Source organism: Candidatus Palauibacter sp., assembly GCF_965237495.1.
Taxonomy (GTDB): Bacteria; Gemmatimonadota; Gemmatimonadetes; order Palauibacterales; family Palauibacteraceae; genus Palauibacter.
The window spans coordinates 1152526-1169150 of sequence record NZ_OZ250143.1; the positions used below are offsets into that span (position 1 = coordinate 1152526).

The following is a 16625-nucleotide window of genomic DNA, read 5'->3' on the forward strand; positions in this document are numbered from 1 at the left end:
CTATCAGTCCTTGCGGTAGACCCTCAGAATCCGCACGGACGGCGTCAACTGCTGTGCCTCGTACGGTGCCTGGTGAATCGCGCGCACCACGTCCATCCCCGCCATGACTCTCCCGAAGGCCCCGAACCCCTGGCCGTCGGGGTTGCGCATCCCCCCGAAGTCGAGTGACGGTTGGTCGCCGATACAGATGAAGAAGCTGTTCGTGGCGGTGTCGGGGCCTCCGCGCGCCATCGAGACCGCCCCGTCCTGGTGCAGGATCCCCGTCTCGCTGGTGCGTTCGAGCGGGATGGGCGGAAAGGACTCGGCCGCCGCATCCGGGTTCCGTCGCCCCTGGACGACCGCGATCCGGATCGAGTCTTCGGGCTGGTTGTCCGCGTGCACGGTCCGGAAGAAGGTGCCGCCGTCGTAGAACCCGCCGTCCACGTAGCCGAGGAAGTTGGCCGCGGTGACGGGCGCCCGGTCGACATCGACTTCCAGTTCAAAGGCGCCCATCTCCGTCTCGACGACGACCCGGACAGGGTCCGCGGCCGGGGGCGGAGCGGCGCGGCAGCCGGCGCCCCCGAGACTCAGCGGCGCGAGAACGGCGGTGATGACCCAACGAGTTCGCACGCTTGCCCCTCCCTTTTTGCTGACCTGATCGGCACAACCTTACGTTCTCGGACGATGCCCGGGCGACCTTGCCCCCGCATCGGCGACCTGAACGCACCTCCACCATGGGCGCATCATGAGCAAGAGACGAAAGCCTGGTCCCGAGTCTCCCGCCGCCGCCAGCCGGCGCAGCTTCGTCAAGTCCGTGGCGGCCGGTTCGGCGCTCGCGGCAGGTCTGCCTTCGCTGCTTTCGGGTGAGACGGGGGCCGTCCGCCGCACGATGGCCCGCCCAACCCCGAAGCGCCGGGCCGCTCCGTCGGACCGGATCGGACTCGGCATCATCGGCGCCGGGGGCATGGGCATGGCCGACGTATCGACGGCGCTTCGCATCCCGGACGTCGAACTGGTCGCCGCCTGCGACGTGTTCGACGGACGCCTCGAGGCCGCCCGGGAGCGTCACGGAGACATCTTCACAACGCGCGACTACCGGGAAGTCCTCGCGCGTGACGAGGTGGACGCCGTGATCGTGGGCACGCCCGACCACTGGCACCAGCCGATCTCCATCGACGCGCTCCGCGCCGGCAAGGCCGTCTACTGCGAGAAGCCGATGGTCCACCGGATCGAGGAAGGACACGACCTGATCCGGGCCGAGCAGGAGTCGGGCAGCGTGTTTCAGGTCGGAAGCCAGGGGATGAGTTCGCTCGGCAACGAGAAGGCGAGGGAACTCTACCTGGACGGTGCCATCGGCGAACTCAACTATGCTGAGGGATTCTGGGCCCGCAATGACCCCATCGGGGCCTGGCAGTACCCGATCCCCGAGGATGCCTCCGAGGAAACGGTCGACTGGAAGCGTTTCCTCGGGCCGGCGCCGGACCTCTCCTGGGACCCCCTCCGCATCTTCCGCTGGCGGAACTATCGGGACTATGGGACGGGGGTCGCGGGCGACCTCTTCGTCCACCTCTTCTCGAGCCTCCACTTCGTCGTCGGTTCGCGCGGCCCCACCCGGGTCCAGGCCGCGGGGGGACTCCGCTACTGGAAGGACGGGCGCGAGGTGCCCGACGTGCTCCTCGGCGTGTTCGACTATCCCGAGACCGAGGCGCACCCCGGCTTCAACCTCTCGCTGCGTGTCAACTTCGTGGACGGGACCTCGGGCAGCACCTTCCTGCGGCTGGTGGGGAGCGAGGGTGCGATGGACGTGACGTGGACCGAAGTCATCCTGCGCAAGAACGTCGCCGTCGATCCGATGGACGCGTTCTCGCAGGAGAAGATGGCCGAGGCCGCGGCGTCGGCCGACGGGCTTCCCCCGCGGGTCCGGATGCTGCCGCCGGCCGAGGCGCGGTACGAAGTCGAGCGCGGGTATCGCGGGGCCCACGTCGACCACTTCTTCAACTGGTTCGAGGCCATTCGCGGCGGGCCACCCGTGCTGGAAAACGCGACCTTCGGGCTGCGCGCGGCGGCGCCCGCGCTCGCCTGCAACCTGAGCTACTTCGAGGACCGCATCGTGCGCTGGGACCCCGACACCATGAGGCTGATCTGATGCGCCCCCCGCGACGGCCCCGACGCTCCGGGCTGTGCCTCCCGGCGTTCGCCGCGATACTGACCCTGGCCTGTGCGGGGGCGCCCGAAGCCCCCGCCGAAACGCCGCACAACACCCTGACGGAGGCCGAACGGGCCGCCGGCTGGCGCCTCCTCTTCGACGGTGAGACGCCGGCGGGCTGGCGCGGGTACGGTCAGGAGACCTTCCCCGACACGGGATGGGCCGTCATCGACGGGACGCTCGTCGTCGGCGCGACTTCCACCGATCCCGACGTGGCGGTGGGCGGGGACATCGTCACGACCGAGTCGTTCTCGGACTTCGACCTCAGGTTCGAGTTCATGCTCTCGGAGGTGGCGAACAGCGGCGTCCTCTACCGGGTGATCGAGGAGGAGGGAGCCGCCATCTGGTACAACGCGCCGGAGTACCAGGTGCTCGACGATCCCGCGTACATCGCCATGGGCACCATGGAAATGAACACGCACCTGACCGGGGACAACTACGACCTGCATGCGTCGGGCGAGACGACGCTCCATGGGCCCGGCGAGTGGAACGAGGGCCGGATCCGTATCCGGAACGACCTGGTCGAGCACTGGCTGAACGGGACGAAAACGGTCGAGTACGAACTGGGGTCCCCGGAGTGGGAGGCGCTCGTGGCGGCGAGCAAGTTCGCCGCCTACCCGCGTTATGGACGGGCCGCGTCCGGACCGATCGGCCTCCAGGACCACGGGCGCAACGTCTGGTACCGGAACATCAAGATCCGTCCCCTCGAGCCCGTCTCCCTCTTCAACGGCGAAAACCTCGACGGCTGGCGTGTGCACGGGACGGAGCGCTGGTACGTAGAGGACGGGGAACTGGTGTGCGAGAGCGGCCCTGACGCCGAGTACGGGTATCTCGTTACCGAGGAGACGTACCGCGATTTCGATCTGACGCTCGAGTTCAGGCAGGAGGCGGACGGCAACAGCGGCGTCTTCCTGCGCTCCAGCGTGGAGGGAACCACCGTCAGCGGCTGGCAGGCCGAGGTCGCGCCCCTGGGCCTGTTCACCGGCGGCATCTACGAGTCGTACGGCCGCGGCTGGCTGGTGCAGCCCGATCCGGCGCTGGATGACGCGCTCCGCATGGGCGACTGGAACACCATGCGCATCCGCGCGGTCGGCGACCGGGTCACGACATGGCTGAACGGGATGAAGATGGTGGACTTCGAGGACGAGAAGATCGGCGCAGCCGAGGGCTCGATCGCGCTCCAGATCCACGACGGTGGCGGCATCAGGGTCCGCTGGCGAAACCTCCGCATCACGGACTTGGGCGGCTGACGCTCAACTGATGGCTTGCGGGTCGGAGCCACCGCGCTGCGCGGCTACCCACCCCAACTGGCCGGTCGTCACGAGGTCGAGCAGTTCACTTCGATACGCTGAGAGCTCCTTTCCTCACTGATGGAGCACAGCAGCGTATGGGTGGTGGTGAAGTTCTCCGAATATACCACTCTCGCCCTGGTGACGTCGTCCAGCGACTGGGGCGTTGTGCCGAAGTTCAGATCCGCCAGCTCCACGCGTCCCTCGCCGGCGGTGATGGGTTGGTCGTTCGTGAACTCCCACGTTGCCGCGTCATCCCCGGTGATGATGAAGACGTCCAGGTCGAACTGGTCAGCGAAGAAGGTCGGATCGGCCAGCACCCTGAAGGCATCGTTCTGACTCTGTGAAGGCTCGATCCGGAGTTCCACGGAGCCATCGAATGTTGGCGGCGGCGGGGGAGGTGGGGGCGCCGGCAAACAAGTCGCTTCTACCCGCTGCGGACTTCTTCCCGCGAGGATCGTGCAAAGCAGCACATGGGTCGTATCGAAGTTCTCGTCGAACACCACCTTCGCCTTGGTGGCGTCGTCCAGCGACTGGGGCGTTGTGCCGAAGTTCAGATCCGCCAGCTCCACGCGTCCCTCGCCGGCGGTGATGGGTTGGTCGTTCGTGAACTCCCACGTTGCCGCGTCATCCCCGGTGATGATGAAGACGTCCAGGTCGAACTGGTCAGCGAAGAAGGTCGGATCGGCTAGCACCCTGAAGGCATCGTTCTGACTCTGTGAAGGCTCGATCCGGAGTTCCACGGAGCCATCGAATGTTGGCGGCGGCGGGGGAGGTGGGGGCACCGGCAAACAAGTCGCTTCTACCCGCTGCGAACTTCCTCCCGCGAGGATCGTGCAAAGCAGCACATGGGTCGTATCGAAGTTCTCGTCGAACACCACCTTCGCCCTGGTGACGTCGTCCAGCGACTGGGGCGTTGTGCCGAAGTTCAGGTCCGCCAACTCCACGCGTCCCTCGCCGGCGGTGATGGGTTGGTCGTTCGTGAACTCCCACGTTGCCGCGTCATCCCCGGTGATGATGAAGACATCCAGGTCGAACTGGTCAGCGAAGAAGGTCGGATCGGCTAGCACCCTGAAGGCATCGTTCTGACCCTGTGAAGGCTCGATCCGGAGTTCCACGGAGAACCCGGGCGGCGGTGGTGGAGGACTCGAGACCGTCACAGAGAACGCCTGCTGGGCGGAGAGCCCGCCGGGATCGGTCGCCGTCACGGTGACGTCGGCGGTTCCCGCGCTCTCCGCCAGGACCTTCAGGACAGTCCCGGAGACCGACACCGCCGCTACGTCGGAATCCGATGTCTCCGCGGCGTAGCTGAGGGTGTCACCGTCGGGGTCGCTGAAATAGGCGGCAAGATCGACGGTGGCCGAGTCACCCGCAGCCAGCTCGAGCGCCGGGATCGCGTCGACCGGTTGCGGTGCCCGATTGGCCACCGTCACAGAGAACGCCTGCTGGGCGGACAGCCCGCCGGGATCGGTGGCCGTCACGGTGACGTCGGCGGTTCCCGCGCTCTCCGCCAGGACCTTCAGGACAGTCCCGGAGACCGACACCGCCGCTACGTCGGAATCCGATGTCTCCGCGGCGTAGCTGAGGGCGTCACCGTCGGGGTCGCTGAAATAGGTGGCCAGATCGATGGTGGCCGAGTCACCCGCAGCCAGCTCGAGCGCCGGGATCGCGTCGACCGGTTGCGGTGCCCGATTGGCCACCGTCACAGAGAACGCCTGCTGCACGGAGAGCCCGCCGGGATCGGTCGCCGTCACGGTGACGTCCGCAGTTCCAATAGCAGCAGCAACGATGACTGCGGTGCCAGCTGTGATCGTCGCTTGAACCGTCCCGGCGGCCGAGGTGGCGACCGAATAGGAGAGTGCGTCCCCATCCGGATCTCGGAAGAACGGCGACACGTCCAGTCTCGACGTGTCGCTCACCGCCAACTCCAGGGCTGGAATCGAACCCACCGCCAGCGGGGCCCGGTTCTGCGGGGGAGGTGGTGGCGGGGGTGGCCCCGGGGCCGGGCCCGTGCCGTCCGTCCCTCCACAACCGACCAGCGAGCCAAGCAGCAGCAGAACGGTTCGTCTCATGTCTCCCTCAGCCCCTGGAAAACCCCGGTACCGGAGTGCGGGCCAACTATAGCCGGTCACATCATCTCACGCATCCGCGCGCGCGATTGGAAGACGATGCGGATCCGGGCCGAGGGCTTGATCGCGCTCCAGATCCACGACGGTGGCGGCATCAGGGTCCGCTGGCGAAACCTCCGCATCACAGACCTTGTACACCTCATCGACTCCGGGGACTGATTCCCCGGTGGTCAAGCTCTGACCCCAGCGTGGAGGTGGTGCCGTGACCCGAGGCGATGAGGTGAGACTTCTTTGCGCTGTGTTCATCACGCTGCTGGCGGCTTGCGGCGGTGAGACCGGGGGTGTGCCCGCTCCGCTGTCGAGCGAGGACCGTCCGCTCGAGGCCGGTTTCGAGGAGGTGTACCGGATCGGCGGGATCGAGGCGGAGAGCTGGGACGCGTTCACGGAGATCGCGGAGCTGGATTTCGACGCGCGCGGTCATCTGTACATCCGCGACGCCGCCGCGTCCTCCACCCGCATCGTCGTCCTGGACGGACTCGGAGGCCTGGCGGCGGAGTTCGGGCGCATGGGTGACGGCCCGGGCGAGCTTCGCCAAGTCGGGCACATGTTGGCCCGGCCCGAGGGCGGGGTCGTGATCGTCGACGATGGACACCGCGCCTACCTCCTCTTCGGCCCGGACGGGTCGTTCGAGCGCGCGATCCGCTTCGCGAATACGGGCGCCTCTCAGACCGCTTCCGCGGAGAGGGTGCGCGCCGCGCGGGAGGGAGGAGCGCTGTTCCTGACCCGAGGTGCGGCCGCGAGCTTCAGCGGTGGCGAAGCGACCGTCGCGGCCGGTGACCGCACCATCTACCGCGTGTCACTCGACGAGGGGGAAGAGGCCGCCACGGCTCCGTTCGCGGAGGGGTGGGAGGCGCGCCCGGAGCGGCAGGCCACGTTCGAGGCCGCAGATCCGTCGGACATGTTCGGCGCGCTCGGCGACGCGTTCGCCTATTTCGAGCCCGGCCTCGTGTTCGATGTTCTCCCCGGCGGTGCGGTGGCGTATTCGGATTCGTCCGCGTATGCGGTCAAGATCCAGACGGCGGTGGGTGCCCCGGTGCGCGTCGTGGGCCGTCCCCTCCACCCCGAGCCTGTCACGGAGCGGCTGCGGGAGCGCGTCCGGGCACGGGCACTGGAAGCCTTGGAATCGTCCATTGAGGAGCAGTTCGCCAGCCCGACGGGCGATGTTCCGGAGGCCCTCCGCGAGCAGATGGGAGCCATGTTGGAGGGCATGATGGCCGGCCTGCGCGACATGGTGGAGAACGCGAGTTTCATGCCCGAGGTGCCCCTCGTGCGGGATCTTCGCACGACCTGGGCGGGGTCGATTTGGGTGCAGCGCTGGGGGAGCGACCCCCTGGCGCAGATCCAGCTGGCGGGCGGAGAGCCGGCAGGGGGAGAGCCGGAGGGGGAGGGGGATGCTGCAGAGGGATGGATCGATGTCTTCGCGCCGGAGGGCGGTTACGTGGGCACGTTCTCGCTGGAGGAGACGCTCATGCCCGGCGCGTTCGGGCCGGGAGGTCTGGTCGCCTTCGTCGAGACGGACGAGTTCGATGTCCCGACGGTCATCGTGAAGCGGCTACCGGAGGCCGTCCGCTTAACGGGCTGACGGCACGAGCGCCGGGTGCGGTGGGCGAGCCGCGTTTGACCCAACCTTCGCCCTTCGACTAACCTTCGCGAGAGAGCCCCCTCGCAAGGAGCCATGTCGATGCCGCACGCGACGCGGACCCTGTCTTTCGCCGGAAGATCTTCTGTCTTCCTCACCCTCCTCCTGCTTTCCGCGACCAGCCTCGCGGCGCAGGCCGGGGCATCGATTGCGACGGCCAGTCACGCGACATCCGGTGCAACCGGGGATGAAGCCGCCGACGTCACGTTCAGCCGCGACATCGCGCCGATTCTCCAGCGAGCATGATCGCGCGCCGGACGCAGATCCGGGACCGGGCCGGGGCCATGCCTCCGTGGTACGTCGAGAAGGACATCGGGATCCAGCACTTCAAGGACGACATGTCGCTCGACGAGTGGGAGATCGGGGCGCTCGACGCCTGGCGGCGGGCGGGCACCCCCGAGGGCGACCCGGCCGATCTGCCGGCGCCGCTCGAGTTCAATGACGATGTTCTGTGGGCCGCGGGCGAGCCGGACCTGATCGTTCGGCTGCCGGAGGTGCTCGTCGAGGACGACGCCCCCGACTGGTGGGGCGATATCGAGAACATCCCCACCGGCCTCATCGAGGACCGCTACGTGAAGTCGGTCGAGATCCGCGAGATGAACGACGTCCCGCAGCGACGAGACGGGGAACACGAGGGGCGGCGCACGGTCGGCGGACGCTTCGTCGTGCATCACATGATCTGGAGCACGCGCGTCCTCGAGGGCCAGGAGACGGGGCCCGGGTCGGACCGCGCCGCGACGGACACCGGCTGGCCGGTGCACGAGGTCGGCCGCGAGCCCGACATCTTCGACGAGGACGCGGGCCGGCTCCTGCGCGCGGGCTCCTCGGTGGTCTCGAACTCCGTCCACCTCCATTCCAACGGCCGCGACACGCGCGCCCACCTCGAGATCGGCTTCCGCTTCCATCCCCCGGACTACGAGCCGAAGTACCGGCGCTCCATCCTGGGGCTTGGGAACGGGAGCGACATCGACATGCGGCCGGGCGCGGCGGGACAGGAACTTCACGCCTACAAGGTGCTGAACCAGCACACCAAGCTCGTCACCTTCGCGCCCCACCTGCACGCCCCGGGGATGCGCATGTGTCTCGAGGCGATCTGGGGCTTCAACGTCGAGACGCTCAACTGCGTGGGATACGACCACAACTGGGTCCGCGGCTACACCTACGCGCAGGACCACCAGCCGCTCCTCCCGAAGGGGGCGATCCTCCACATCATCGGCTACATGGACACCTCCGAGGCGAACCGGAACGTCCCGGACACCCGCAACTGGCAGGGGTCGGGGAACCGCTCGGTGGCGAACATGTTCATCGATCTCGGCATGCGCGTGGAACTGTCCGACGAGCAGTTCGTGGAGGAGATGGCGATGCGCAGGCATCGGCTCGCGCTCGGGCCCAACGATCACGTGATCGGCTGCCCGCTGTGCATGGTCATCCCCGAGAACGGCGACATGAGCTACTTCGCGGACGCCGAGTGGTGGCAGCCCGACGCCGCGGCCGAGGCATCCGAGTCGTCGGGCGAGTCCGGCGACAGGGGCGGCTCGCCGGGCGGTTCGCGGGAGCGATAGAGGTGTCCGAAGGGCCTTCCCGAGCCCGGATCGCGCCGCTCCTGGCGCTAATCCTGGCCGCGGCCGCGCTCCCCGCCGGCGTCCACGCCCAGACCTACGCCCGTGGCCAGAACGTAGCGCCGGCGTTCGAGGGCTGGGAGAAAAACGAGGACGGCTCGTTCAACTTCCTGTTCGGGTACATGAACCGGAACTGGCTCGAGGAGATCGACGTCCCCGTGGGCGAGGACAACGCGTTCTCCCCCGGCCCGGCAGACCGGGGGCAGCCGACCCACTTCCTCCCGCGCCGCAACCGCTTCGTGTTCAGGGTCCGCGTCCCGGCGGACTGGGGCGACAGGGAACTGGTGTGGACGCTGGCGAGCCAGGGGGTCACCGAGCACGCCTACGCCTCGCTCCGACCCGACTACATCGTGGACAACACGGTGATCATGTCCGAGACCGGCGCGCTGGGCGCCGGCTCCAGCAACGCCGAGATGCGGGCCAACGAGCCGCCCGGGATCACCCTCGAGGGCGAGCGCAGCCGCGAGGCCATCGTCGGCCAGCCCGTCACGGTGAGCGTGCTTATCGAGGACGATGGGCTCCTCAGGCCCCCCCGTCGGCGCACGCCCCAGCCCCCGGAGACGGCGGAGGACTCCGCCCGCGTGGACTCGATCGCCCGCGCCCACCCCAGCCTCAGCCGCCGGCAGCTCACGGCCCCCTCCCGGGTGACGGTGCAGAAGGTGAACGGGCTCTTCATGTCGTGGTTCGTCTATCGCGGCGAGGGGGAGGTGGCGTTCGACCCGCCGCAGGTGAAGGTGTGGGAGGACACGCGAACTGGCGCGAACTCACCCTGGGCGCCGCTGTGGCGTCCTCCCGAACCGCCCGAGGACGACCGCTGGACGGTGAGGGTGACGTTCTCCCAGCCCGGGACCTACATCCTCCGTGGCCGCGCCGACGATGGCGGCCTGTTCTCCGACGAGGAGATCACCGTCGTGGTCCGCCCCGCCGCCAGCTGACCCCCAGGCAGCGGCCTCTCTCCCCAAGCAGGATCGTCGTACACGACGGAGGCGCTCGACACACCGCCCGTCACGGTCACCGACTTCGGTGCGTTGATGGGATGGCCACGCGCTTCAACGAAGCTGCCAACCGAACCATGGTGGAAGGGGACCCGCAGTGCACCGCATCCTCGTCGCGGTCGCCGCAGCCGGTCTGTTGATCGCATGCGGTGATTCACTCGGGCCAAACAACGACGAAGTGGTCGCGGCGCTCACGTTCGAGGTCATTGAGGAGTTCGACACGCCCGAGGTGTTCGTTCCCGACACGGTACGCATGCACCAGCAGTTTCCCGTGGTCATCAGGACGTACCACGGCTGTCGGCTTGAAGAAGGTCGCTCGGCGGTCGAGACCGATGGCCTCCGCGCGACGATCATTCCGTACAAGAGCTTTCTCCCCAGCCCCAACTGCCCGGACTTCCTCGCCGTGCCTCGGCGCTACGTCTACATGCAGTTCGATGAGCGTGGGCTCGGAACCGTCACGGTGATCGGCCTCTCCACCATCGGGTATCCAGGCGAACAGGCCGACACGATTCGGGTCATGCGCCGCGTCGTGGTGAGGTAGCTTTCAAGAGAACCGGAACCAGCAAGCTCGCGACGCCCCTGGCCCCGGCCGTGCCAGCTCCCGTTCCACCGCCGCGCTTGCGCCAGTAGCGGGCGAGGCCCCACCAGGAGTCACGGGCGCCGAACGCGTTGATGTAGATGTCGACCGGCCCGGCCGGCATCCGCGCGCGCAGGTCTTCCTCCACCCATGCCGCAAACTCGTCGGCCCGCGCGGCGTCGCCGACCGTGTCGGAGTTCGCCGGATCCTCGCCCGCCAGCGACGCGCGCACCTGCCCGGCCCACTTCGCGAGTTCCTCGCGGAGTTCGGCGAAGTGCGCGGCCGGATCGTCCACCGGCCCGAAGTGCGTCGGGATGACCAGATCCGGGCTCCACTCCATCACCCGGTCCATGGTTCCGTTCCAGGCCTCTACATCGACGTCCGGCGGGGGGCTGACCGGGATCACGCCGCCGGGCGGGATGCGGATGCCGGCGTCGTCGCCCACCCAGGCCGTGCCGGTGTCCTCCTCGAAGTAGGCGACGTGGTGTTTTGCGTGGCCCGGCGTGTAGGCGACGCGTAGCTTGCGACCGCCCAGCCGCACGGTATCTCCCTCGTCCACTGCGGTGACGGAATCGGCGGGCACCGGGAGGAACTCGCCCCACAGCGTCTCCATCAGATCGCCGTAGATGCGGCCGGCGGAGGCGAGGAGCCGCTCGGGGCGGATCATGTGGATCGCCCCGATCGGGTGGACGTACACCCTCGCCTCCGGCACCTCGCGCACGATGGTTCCGGAGGCCGTGGCATGGTCGAGGTGGATGTGCGAGAGGAGGATCGCCCGCACATCATCCAGCTCGAAGCCCGCCTCGCCGAGACCGGCCCGGAGTGCCGCGATACAGGTCGTGGGCCCGGGGTCGACGAGCGCGATGCCCTCGCTGTATTCCAGCACGCCCGTGCCGATGGCGAGAGGATAGCCCCGGAAATGGAGATCGACGATCGACGTTCGTGCATCAAGCGAGTGAACCCTCATCCGCCCTCCTTGGCACTCCGCAGTTCGATCCAGAGACCGCCGGCGTTTCCGAGCACGATGTTGTCGGAGACCGACTCGGGGCCGCCGCGGACGGTCAGCGATACGACCGGCGCCGAACCGGGGTCGGCCAGCCACAGAAGGGCGTCCACGACGTACACGGTGCCGCCCCGGATACCGACGGCACGTCCGTACAGGTGCTCCGGGTGGCGCGACACGCCGCAGTCGCGGGCCCCGAACGCGAGCAGGAACCCGGTCAGCCGCTCCGGATCTTCCACCATCACCCAGACCGCTTCCAGCCCCTGCGCTCCGTTCGCGTGTTCCGGCGCCGCGGACGGCTCGGGGCGCTCCCGATCGGGGTCGACGAAGAGCACCGCGTGGAGCGGGTGGTCCGGGGGGAAGGCCGCCCGGCGGCGCGCCCCTGCACTCGTCACAGCGAACTCGGGTTCGAGGTCCTGGGCAACCGCGAGCACTTCGTCCAGGTCGGGCCCTGAGAAGGCGAGATACGCCCCGCCCCCGCCGTCCTCGATCAGGTCCGTATAGCGCTGAGCCTCGCCGGCGCCGGGCGCGTCTGGATCGCCGGGGCTTGCCAGCGTCCTCAACTCGAGGCGGGTCCCGTCCCCGAACCGGATCTCTGCGGTCTCCAGTCCGTGCCCGTCCCGCCTCCCGGCCTGGACTCGGAACCCGAACTCGTCGGTGAGCCGCCGGGACAGGGCGTCGAGGTCACGTACGGCGACGGGGACGTGGTCGAGCCGAAGCGAGGAGCCCGGGGCCACGCACTCCGCCGGCGTCCCCTGCGCCAGCGCGCCCGAGGCCGTTCCGAACAGCGCGCAGGCGGTTCCCGCGAGCGTGCGCCACCGGAAGGCCGTCGCCTTGCGGCGCCCGCGCCGTTCCCCCGCTTCCGTGCTCCCCGTGGAGCGTCGCCGGCAGATCATGGCGGACAAGATGACGCGGCGACCCCGAGGTCGATAGTTTGCCCGCCATGAGACGCCCCGAACCCGACGAACACGCCGACTACTACTCGATGTACATCGACAGAGTGCCGGACGACCGGTCTCTGGTCGATGTGCTGCGCGAGGCACCTGACGCGCTGGAACGGCTCTTCTCCGGGTTGTCCCCCGATCGGGAGACGTTCGCCTACGAGCCCGGGAAGTGGACGTACCGCGAGGTTCTGGGGCATGTGATCGACACCGAGCGGCTCTTCTCCTACCGCGCGCTCCATGTCGCCCGGGCGGACCCCGCCGACCTGCCGGGGATGGATCAGGACGAGTGGGCCGCCGCGTCCAACGCCGCCGGCCGTCCGGTGGCCGATCTGCTGCGTGAGTTCAGGGGCCTGCGCGCTGCGAACGCGGCCCTCTTCGCCTCGTTCGACGATGACACGCTGTCTCGCCGCGGGATCGCGAGCGGCGCCGAGTTCACGGTGCGGGCGCTCGTCCACATCGTCGCCGGCCACGAACTCCACCACCGAGATGTGCTCCGGACCCGCTACGTGATGGAATCCGCCACCAGTTGAGGAGGCCGCAGTGACCGAGGTTTCGCTCTTCTACCAGCGCCCTGGCTGAACGAGCTGCAAACGCACCCGTGCGGTGCTGGACGAGACCGGTGCGACGATCGCCATGGAACGGTCCGCGACGAAGGCCCCGCTCAACGATGACGACGTGCGGGAACTCCTGGCCTCCGTGGAGCGGGTGGTCATCGCGAAGGGGAGGAGCCGGCGCGATCTGGACCCCGCGGACACCGCACTCGACGCGCTGAAGGGGCCCACCGGGAAGTACCGCGCGCCGATCCTGTTCGCGGGGAGCACGCTCCTCGTCGGCTTCAACGCCGAGGCGCTGGCCGAGTTGTAGGCCTCCTCAGACGTTCCCGCGGACAGCCTCCTTGAGCGACGTAACACGTTCATCATGAATGCGTTACGAATTCAATCGTTCCGCTATACCCCACATTATTTCCGCCATATTGGAACGGATTCTCTTACACTCCCTCGGCCGTCAACGGACGCGTCGACCCGCCCTCGCGGGCCTGAGATGCCCGAATCCGAGCAGCTGACGAGGGGAGAAACGCCGTATCAGATCTTCAATGCAGTGATCCGGAAGCCCAGAAGCTGTAAGAGGTCAATCAAGAAGGCGGTGAGGACCGCAGCTTGAAGCGCTGACTTCGGCGAGGCCGGGTGGTCAGGTGAATACCGTTTGTACACCTCTTCCCGGCCGGATACGTGGATTCGAAAACGGGCTGCGAAGTTACTGATTCGATCTCCTAAACACATCACCACCGGTCGATGATCGTAATCGGTCATGAATCATCAGCGGTCGAGCACAACCACGTGACGCATAACCTCGAGCGTATCGACCGGCTCGGGGGTGTGACCGCGCCATGCGGGGAACCGGACATCGGCGGTTCCGTAGAACACGACGGTTCCGCGGCCTGTGTGGTCGAACCGAATCGAGACCGTTCGCGTCTCACCCTTGAGAATGCTCGGGCATGCGCTGCGCCGCCTGTACTGCATGTAGGGTGTGATCTCGACACGCATGTCGAGCGTCCGTATCTCGGTTCGACCGGGAGACAGCCCGCAGCGGTAGTAGGTCTCCACCGCGACGGGGAACTGCTCCCCGACCCGGACCGTGTCCGGGACCCACACTCGGACCGTGTCTTCGTGGAAGTCGGTTGCAATTGCACCGATGACTTCGTCCGGGATATTCGGCCCGCCGCCACCGATCAGGTCGCTGCAGCCGGCCACCAGACCGGCTGCAGCGAACGCGAGAAACAGGCGCATCACGGCTGGTCGTCCGCGACGGACGCCCAAATCTCGTGCGGGATGTGGAAGACCAAGTGTTCCTCGCCTTCGGTGCTCATCGCACCCAGGTCGAACTCAATGTTCTCAATCGGTGAGTAGTACGACAGGTACGAGTAATACCCGGACGGAAGAACAACGGCACCATCGGAGCTTCCCATGTGGAGACCGAAGAAGCTGCCATCTGATGCGAACACCGGTCCACCGCTGTCGCCACCGTCGGCCCAATAGGTCGCAGCCGCCTGACAGCGTACCACATAGCCTCGTTCGGCGTTGGGCCATTGGTTCATATCGACGCAATCGTGGACCATCCGACCGTGTGACCGACCGGTGATGAACCCGACTTTGATCACGAACTGACCGGAGACGGGCCAGTTCGGTGCCTGCTCGCCACCCTCGCCGGTCATGACATAAACGCTGTCACTCGTGTGGTTGTGGACCACGGACGTGTTCGGGTCGTCGGCCCATGAGGATTCTGTAGTCGTCACCCAGCCTTGACGGAACCGGTTGTCCGATCCGGGCTGACCGAACAGCGCAGCGTCGGCCCACCGGCAGTCGCCACCGTTGTAATTACACGTGGAGGCCGGATCCGCGACCTCGTATCCCAACCGGTCGGAATCGAGCGTCCGGGCCTGATAGAGTGGGAGCGTCGTGTCCAGGCTGGCGAAATCTTCGTACTCACCCGCGTCAGTCCACGGGCAATGCGCTGCGGTGACGTAGCGCTCCGCGCCACCCATCGTGACACCGAGCATGAGGCTGCACCGGTCCTGTGAGTCGCGACCGTTGCGCACCATGATGCCACCGAACGTCGTGATGAACCGCTCTGAAAGCAGATGTTCGTCATCCGCTTGCGTCTCAACGGGTCCACCATGCGACGGCTGCGGACGACCCACAACAGCCGTATGGAACGCCGCGGTGGGGATTCCCGCACCAGTGGCGAAAGCCACAGCAGCCGAAACGTCGGAGTCGGTGGGGACGCCAACGAGAACCTTGTTACTAGTCTGGTCCACGTCGATGAACGTCACACCCGCGGTCTGGAGCAGTTGGTCGGCGATGTTCTCCTTCCAACCCAGCAGCTGGTTGAACGAATAGGTCACTTCTTCGAACCGGCGCTGACCACCGGATTGCGTCAACTTCGTGTCTACTTCGTTGCGTGTCGCGTTCGTGATCGCGAGGTCGGGTCAATAGGTGTGTAAACGTCATCAGGCGGCGATCCTCTTCTGACCTTCGGGGACGGGCTTTCCGTCCTCGAACCTCCTCCCTTCGTACACGTCCCGCAGCAAGTGCGGCGCGTTGAGCTTCCCGGACCTCTTCTCGGCCACCAGCAGCAGCCGCCAGATCAGCGCCGTGGCGTTGTCGACCCGCTTGAACCGCTTCGCGGCCGTCGTGCGCAGCCGGACCGAGGCGAACGGGCTCTCCACGACGTTGGTCGTCCGCAGGTGCCGCCAGTGCTTCTCCGGATAGTCGTGGAAGGCCGTCATGCGGTCCCAGTCGTCCTCGAGCACGGCCACCGCCTTGGCCTCGGCGTCTCCGTAGCGGTCCCGGAAGGCGTCTCTCGCCTCCTTCGCCGCCGCCCGCGAGGGCGCGTACGCCGCCGCGCGCAGCATCTCCCTCGCCGCGGCCTGCTCTCTCTTGGGCAGCCGGTCCAGCACGTTGGTCGTCTTGTGGTTCCAGCACCGCTGCTCGGCCGTCTCCGGCCACACCTCCCGCGCCGCGCCCCAGATGCCCAGGTTCCCGTCGGCGACGAGCAGCTTCGGCGTCCCGAGCCCCCGCGCCTTGAGGTCCCTGAGCACCGCCGCCCACGACTCGACCGACTCCCGGTAGCCCGGCGTGACCGCCAGCACCTCCTTCGTCCCGTCGCTCATGGCCCCGATCACCACCAACAGCGCCGCCTTGTCCCGCTCCAGGCCCGCCTTCACGTAGATCCCGTCCGCCCACGCGTACACGAGCTCACGGTCTCCCAGCGGCCGCCGGCTCCACGCCTCGTGCTCCGCCGTCCACCTCGCCCTGAGCCGCCTCACCGAGGACTTCGACAACGGCGCCCCGTCGCCCAACAGCCCCCTGAGCGCCAGCTCGAAATCGCCCTCGGCCAGCCCGTGCGGGTACAGCTCCGGGATCAGCTCGCCCACCTCCCGCGTCCGGCGCGCGAACAGAGGCAGCACCCGGCTCTCGAACCGTTCCTCCAGGCCCCTGACCCGAGGCCGCCTGACCTCGATCGTCCCCGAACTCGTCGCCAGACGCCTCGGCTTCCCGTACCCGTTCCGGTAGCCCGGCGGCGCGTCCACCGCCGCACGCCGCTCAGACTTCACCCGGCCCAAGAGCTCCGTCACCTCCTCCTCCAGCGCCGCCTGGATCATGTCCCGCGCCTGCTCCCGCACCCACACCTCCAGCGTCTCCCACGCTGGCCCGTCGAATCTCTCCCGCGTATCGTTGCCCATGA

17 protein-coding genes are annotated in these 16625 nt (G+C 67.7%); 9 read left to right on the forward strand and 8 right to left on the reverse strand.

Annotated features, from left to right (window positions below; translation table 11 throughout):
* Positions 1-3: 3 nt before the first annotated feature.
* Positions 4-609, reverse strand: a complete 606-nt coding sequence (locus ACPXY0_RS04920; RefSeq protein ID WP_423929016.1) for a peptidylprolyl isomerase — start codon at positions 607-609, stop codon at positions 4-6.
* A 115-nt stretch (positions 610-724) separates the two neighbouring features.
* On the opposite strand from ACPXY0_RS04920, the gene ACPXY0_RS04925 reads away from it, so the two are divergent.
* Both ACPXY0_RS04925 and ACPXY0_RS04930 read left to right on the forward strand, forming a co-directional pair.
* Positions 725-2125 (forward strand): Gfo/Idh/MocA family protein, encoded by a 1401-nt coding sequence (locus ACPXY0_RS04925; protein ID WP_423929018.1) that lies wholly within the window; start codon positions 725-727, stop codon positions 2123-2125.
* A complete protein-coding gene (locus tag ACPXY0_RS04930) occupies positions 2125-3435 on the forward strand; it encodes a 3-keto-disaccharide hydrolase (RefSeq protein WP_423929020.1) in 1311 nt (436 codons plus the stop codon). The genes ACPXY0_RS04925 and ACPXY0_RS04930 overlap by 1 nt, the downstream gene beginning before the upstream one ends.
* Before the next feature lie 68 nt (positions 3436-3503).
* Here the strand turns inward: ACPXY0_RS04930 and ACPXY0_RS04935 are convergent, their stop codons facing one another.
* Positions 3504-5546 carry an Ig-like domain-containing protein gene (locus tag ACPXY0_RS04935; RefSeq protein WP_423929022.1) on the reverse strand — a complete coding sequence of 681 codons (2043 nt, stop codon included), beginning with the start codon at positions 5544-5546 and terminating at the stop codon, positions 3504-3506.
* 259 nt (positions 5547-5805) lie between these two features.
* On the opposite strand from ACPXY0_RS04935, the gene ACPXY0_RS04940 reads away from it, so the two are divergent.
* From ACPXY0_RS04940 to ACPXY0_RS04960, 5 genes are all read left to right on the forward strand, one after another.
* The gene (locus ACPXY0_RS04940; RefSeq protein WP_423929024.1) at positions 5806-7185 is read left to right on the forward strand and encodes a hypothetical protein; all 1380 of its coding nucleotides are present in this window, start codon (positions 5806-5808) and stop codon (positions 7183-7185) included.
* Between the two features lie 99 nt (positions 7186-7284).
* Entirely contained in the window at positions 7285-7488 is a 204-nt protein-coding gene (locus ACPXY0_RS04945; protein WP_420462468.1) for a hypothetical protein, read from the forward strand.
* The gene (locus ACPXY0_RS04950) at positions 7485-8804 is read left to right on the forward strand and encodes a hypothetical protein (protein WP_423929026.1); all 1320 of its coding nucleotides are present in this window, start codon (positions 7485-7487) and stop codon (positions 8802-8804) included. The genes ACPXY0_RS04945 and ACPXY0_RS04950 overlap by 4 nt, the downstream gene beginning before the upstream one ends.
* A gap of 2 nt (positions 8805-8806) precedes the next feature.
* Positions 8807-9796, forward strand: a complete 990-nt coding sequence (locus ACPXY0_RS04955; protein WP_423929028.1) for a hypothetical protein — start codon at positions 8807-8809, stop codon at positions 9794-9796.
* Positions 9797-9953: 157 nt separating this feature from the next.
* Positions 9954-10397, forward strand: coding sequence for a hypothetical protein (locus ACPXY0_RS04960; RefSeq protein ID WP_423929030.1), 444 nt, complete (start codon positions 9954-9956; stop codon positions 10395-10397).
* Here ACPXY0_RS04960 and ACPXY0_RS04965 read toward each other — a convergent pair.
* Entirely contained in the window at positions 10372-11400 is a 1029-nt protein-coding gene (locus ACPXY0_RS04965; RefSeq protein ID WP_423929032.1) for an MBL fold metallo-hydrolase, read from the reverse strand. The genes ACPXY0_RS04960 and ACPXY0_RS04965 overlap by 26 nt on opposite strands.
* On the reverse strand, positions 11397-12332 hold the full coding sequence (locus tag ACPXY0_RS04970) for a VOC family protein (protein WP_423929034.1): 936 nt from the start codon (positions 12330-12332) through the stop codon (positions 11397-11399). The genes ACPXY0_RS04965 and ACPXY0_RS04970 overlap by 4 nt, the downstream gene beginning before the upstream one ends.
* A 47-nt stretch (positions 12333-12379) precedes the next feature.
* On the opposite strand from ACPXY0_RS04970, the gene ACPXY0_RS04975 reads away from it, so the two are divergent.
* A complete protein-coding gene (locus tag ACPXY0_RS04975) occupies positions 12380-12910 on the forward strand; it encodes a DinB family protein (RefSeq protein WP_423929036.1) in 531 nt (176 codons plus the stop codon).
* 103 nt (positions 12911-13013) lie between these two features.
* The gene (locus ACPXY0_RS04980) at positions 13014-13244 is read left to right on the forward strand and encodes a hypothetical protein (protein WP_423929038.1); all 231 of its coding nucleotides are present in this window, start codon (positions 13014-13016) and stop codon (positions 13242-13244) included.
* Positions 13245-13462: 218 nt separating this feature from the next.
* Here the strand turns inward: ACPXY0_RS04980 and ACPXY0_RS04985 are convergent, their stop codons facing one another.
* The 4 genes from ACPXY0_RS04985 to ACPXY0_RS05000 all read right to left on the reverse strand — a co-directional run bounded on the left by ACPXY0_RS04985 (position 13463) and on the right by ACPXY0_RS05000 (position 16623).
* Entirely contained in the window at positions 13463-13690 is a 228-nt protein-coding gene (locus ACPXY0_RS04985; protein WP_423929040.1) for a hypothetical protein, read from the reverse strand.
* A gap of 6 nt (positions 13691-13696) precedes the next feature.
* A complete protein-coding gene (locus tag ACPXY0_RS04990) occupies positions 13697-14167 on the reverse strand; it encodes a hypothetical protein (RefSeq protein ID WP_423929042.1) in 471 nt (156 codons plus the stop codon).
* Positions 14167-15318 (reverse strand): hypothetical protein, encoded by a 1152-nt coding sequence (locus tag ACPXY0_RS04995; RefSeq protein ID WP_423929044.1) that lies wholly within the window; start codon positions 15316-15318, stop codon positions 14167-14169. The genes ACPXY0_RS04990 and ACPXY0_RS04995 overlap by 1 nt, the downstream gene beginning before the upstream one ends.
* 69 nt (positions 15319-15387) lie before the next feature.
* Positions 15388-16623, reverse strand: coding sequence for an IS256 family transposase (locus tag ACPXY0_RS05000; protein WP_423929046.1), 1236 nt, complete (start codon positions 16621-16623; stop codon positions 15388-15390).
* Positions 16624-16625 lie beyond the last annotated feature (2 nt).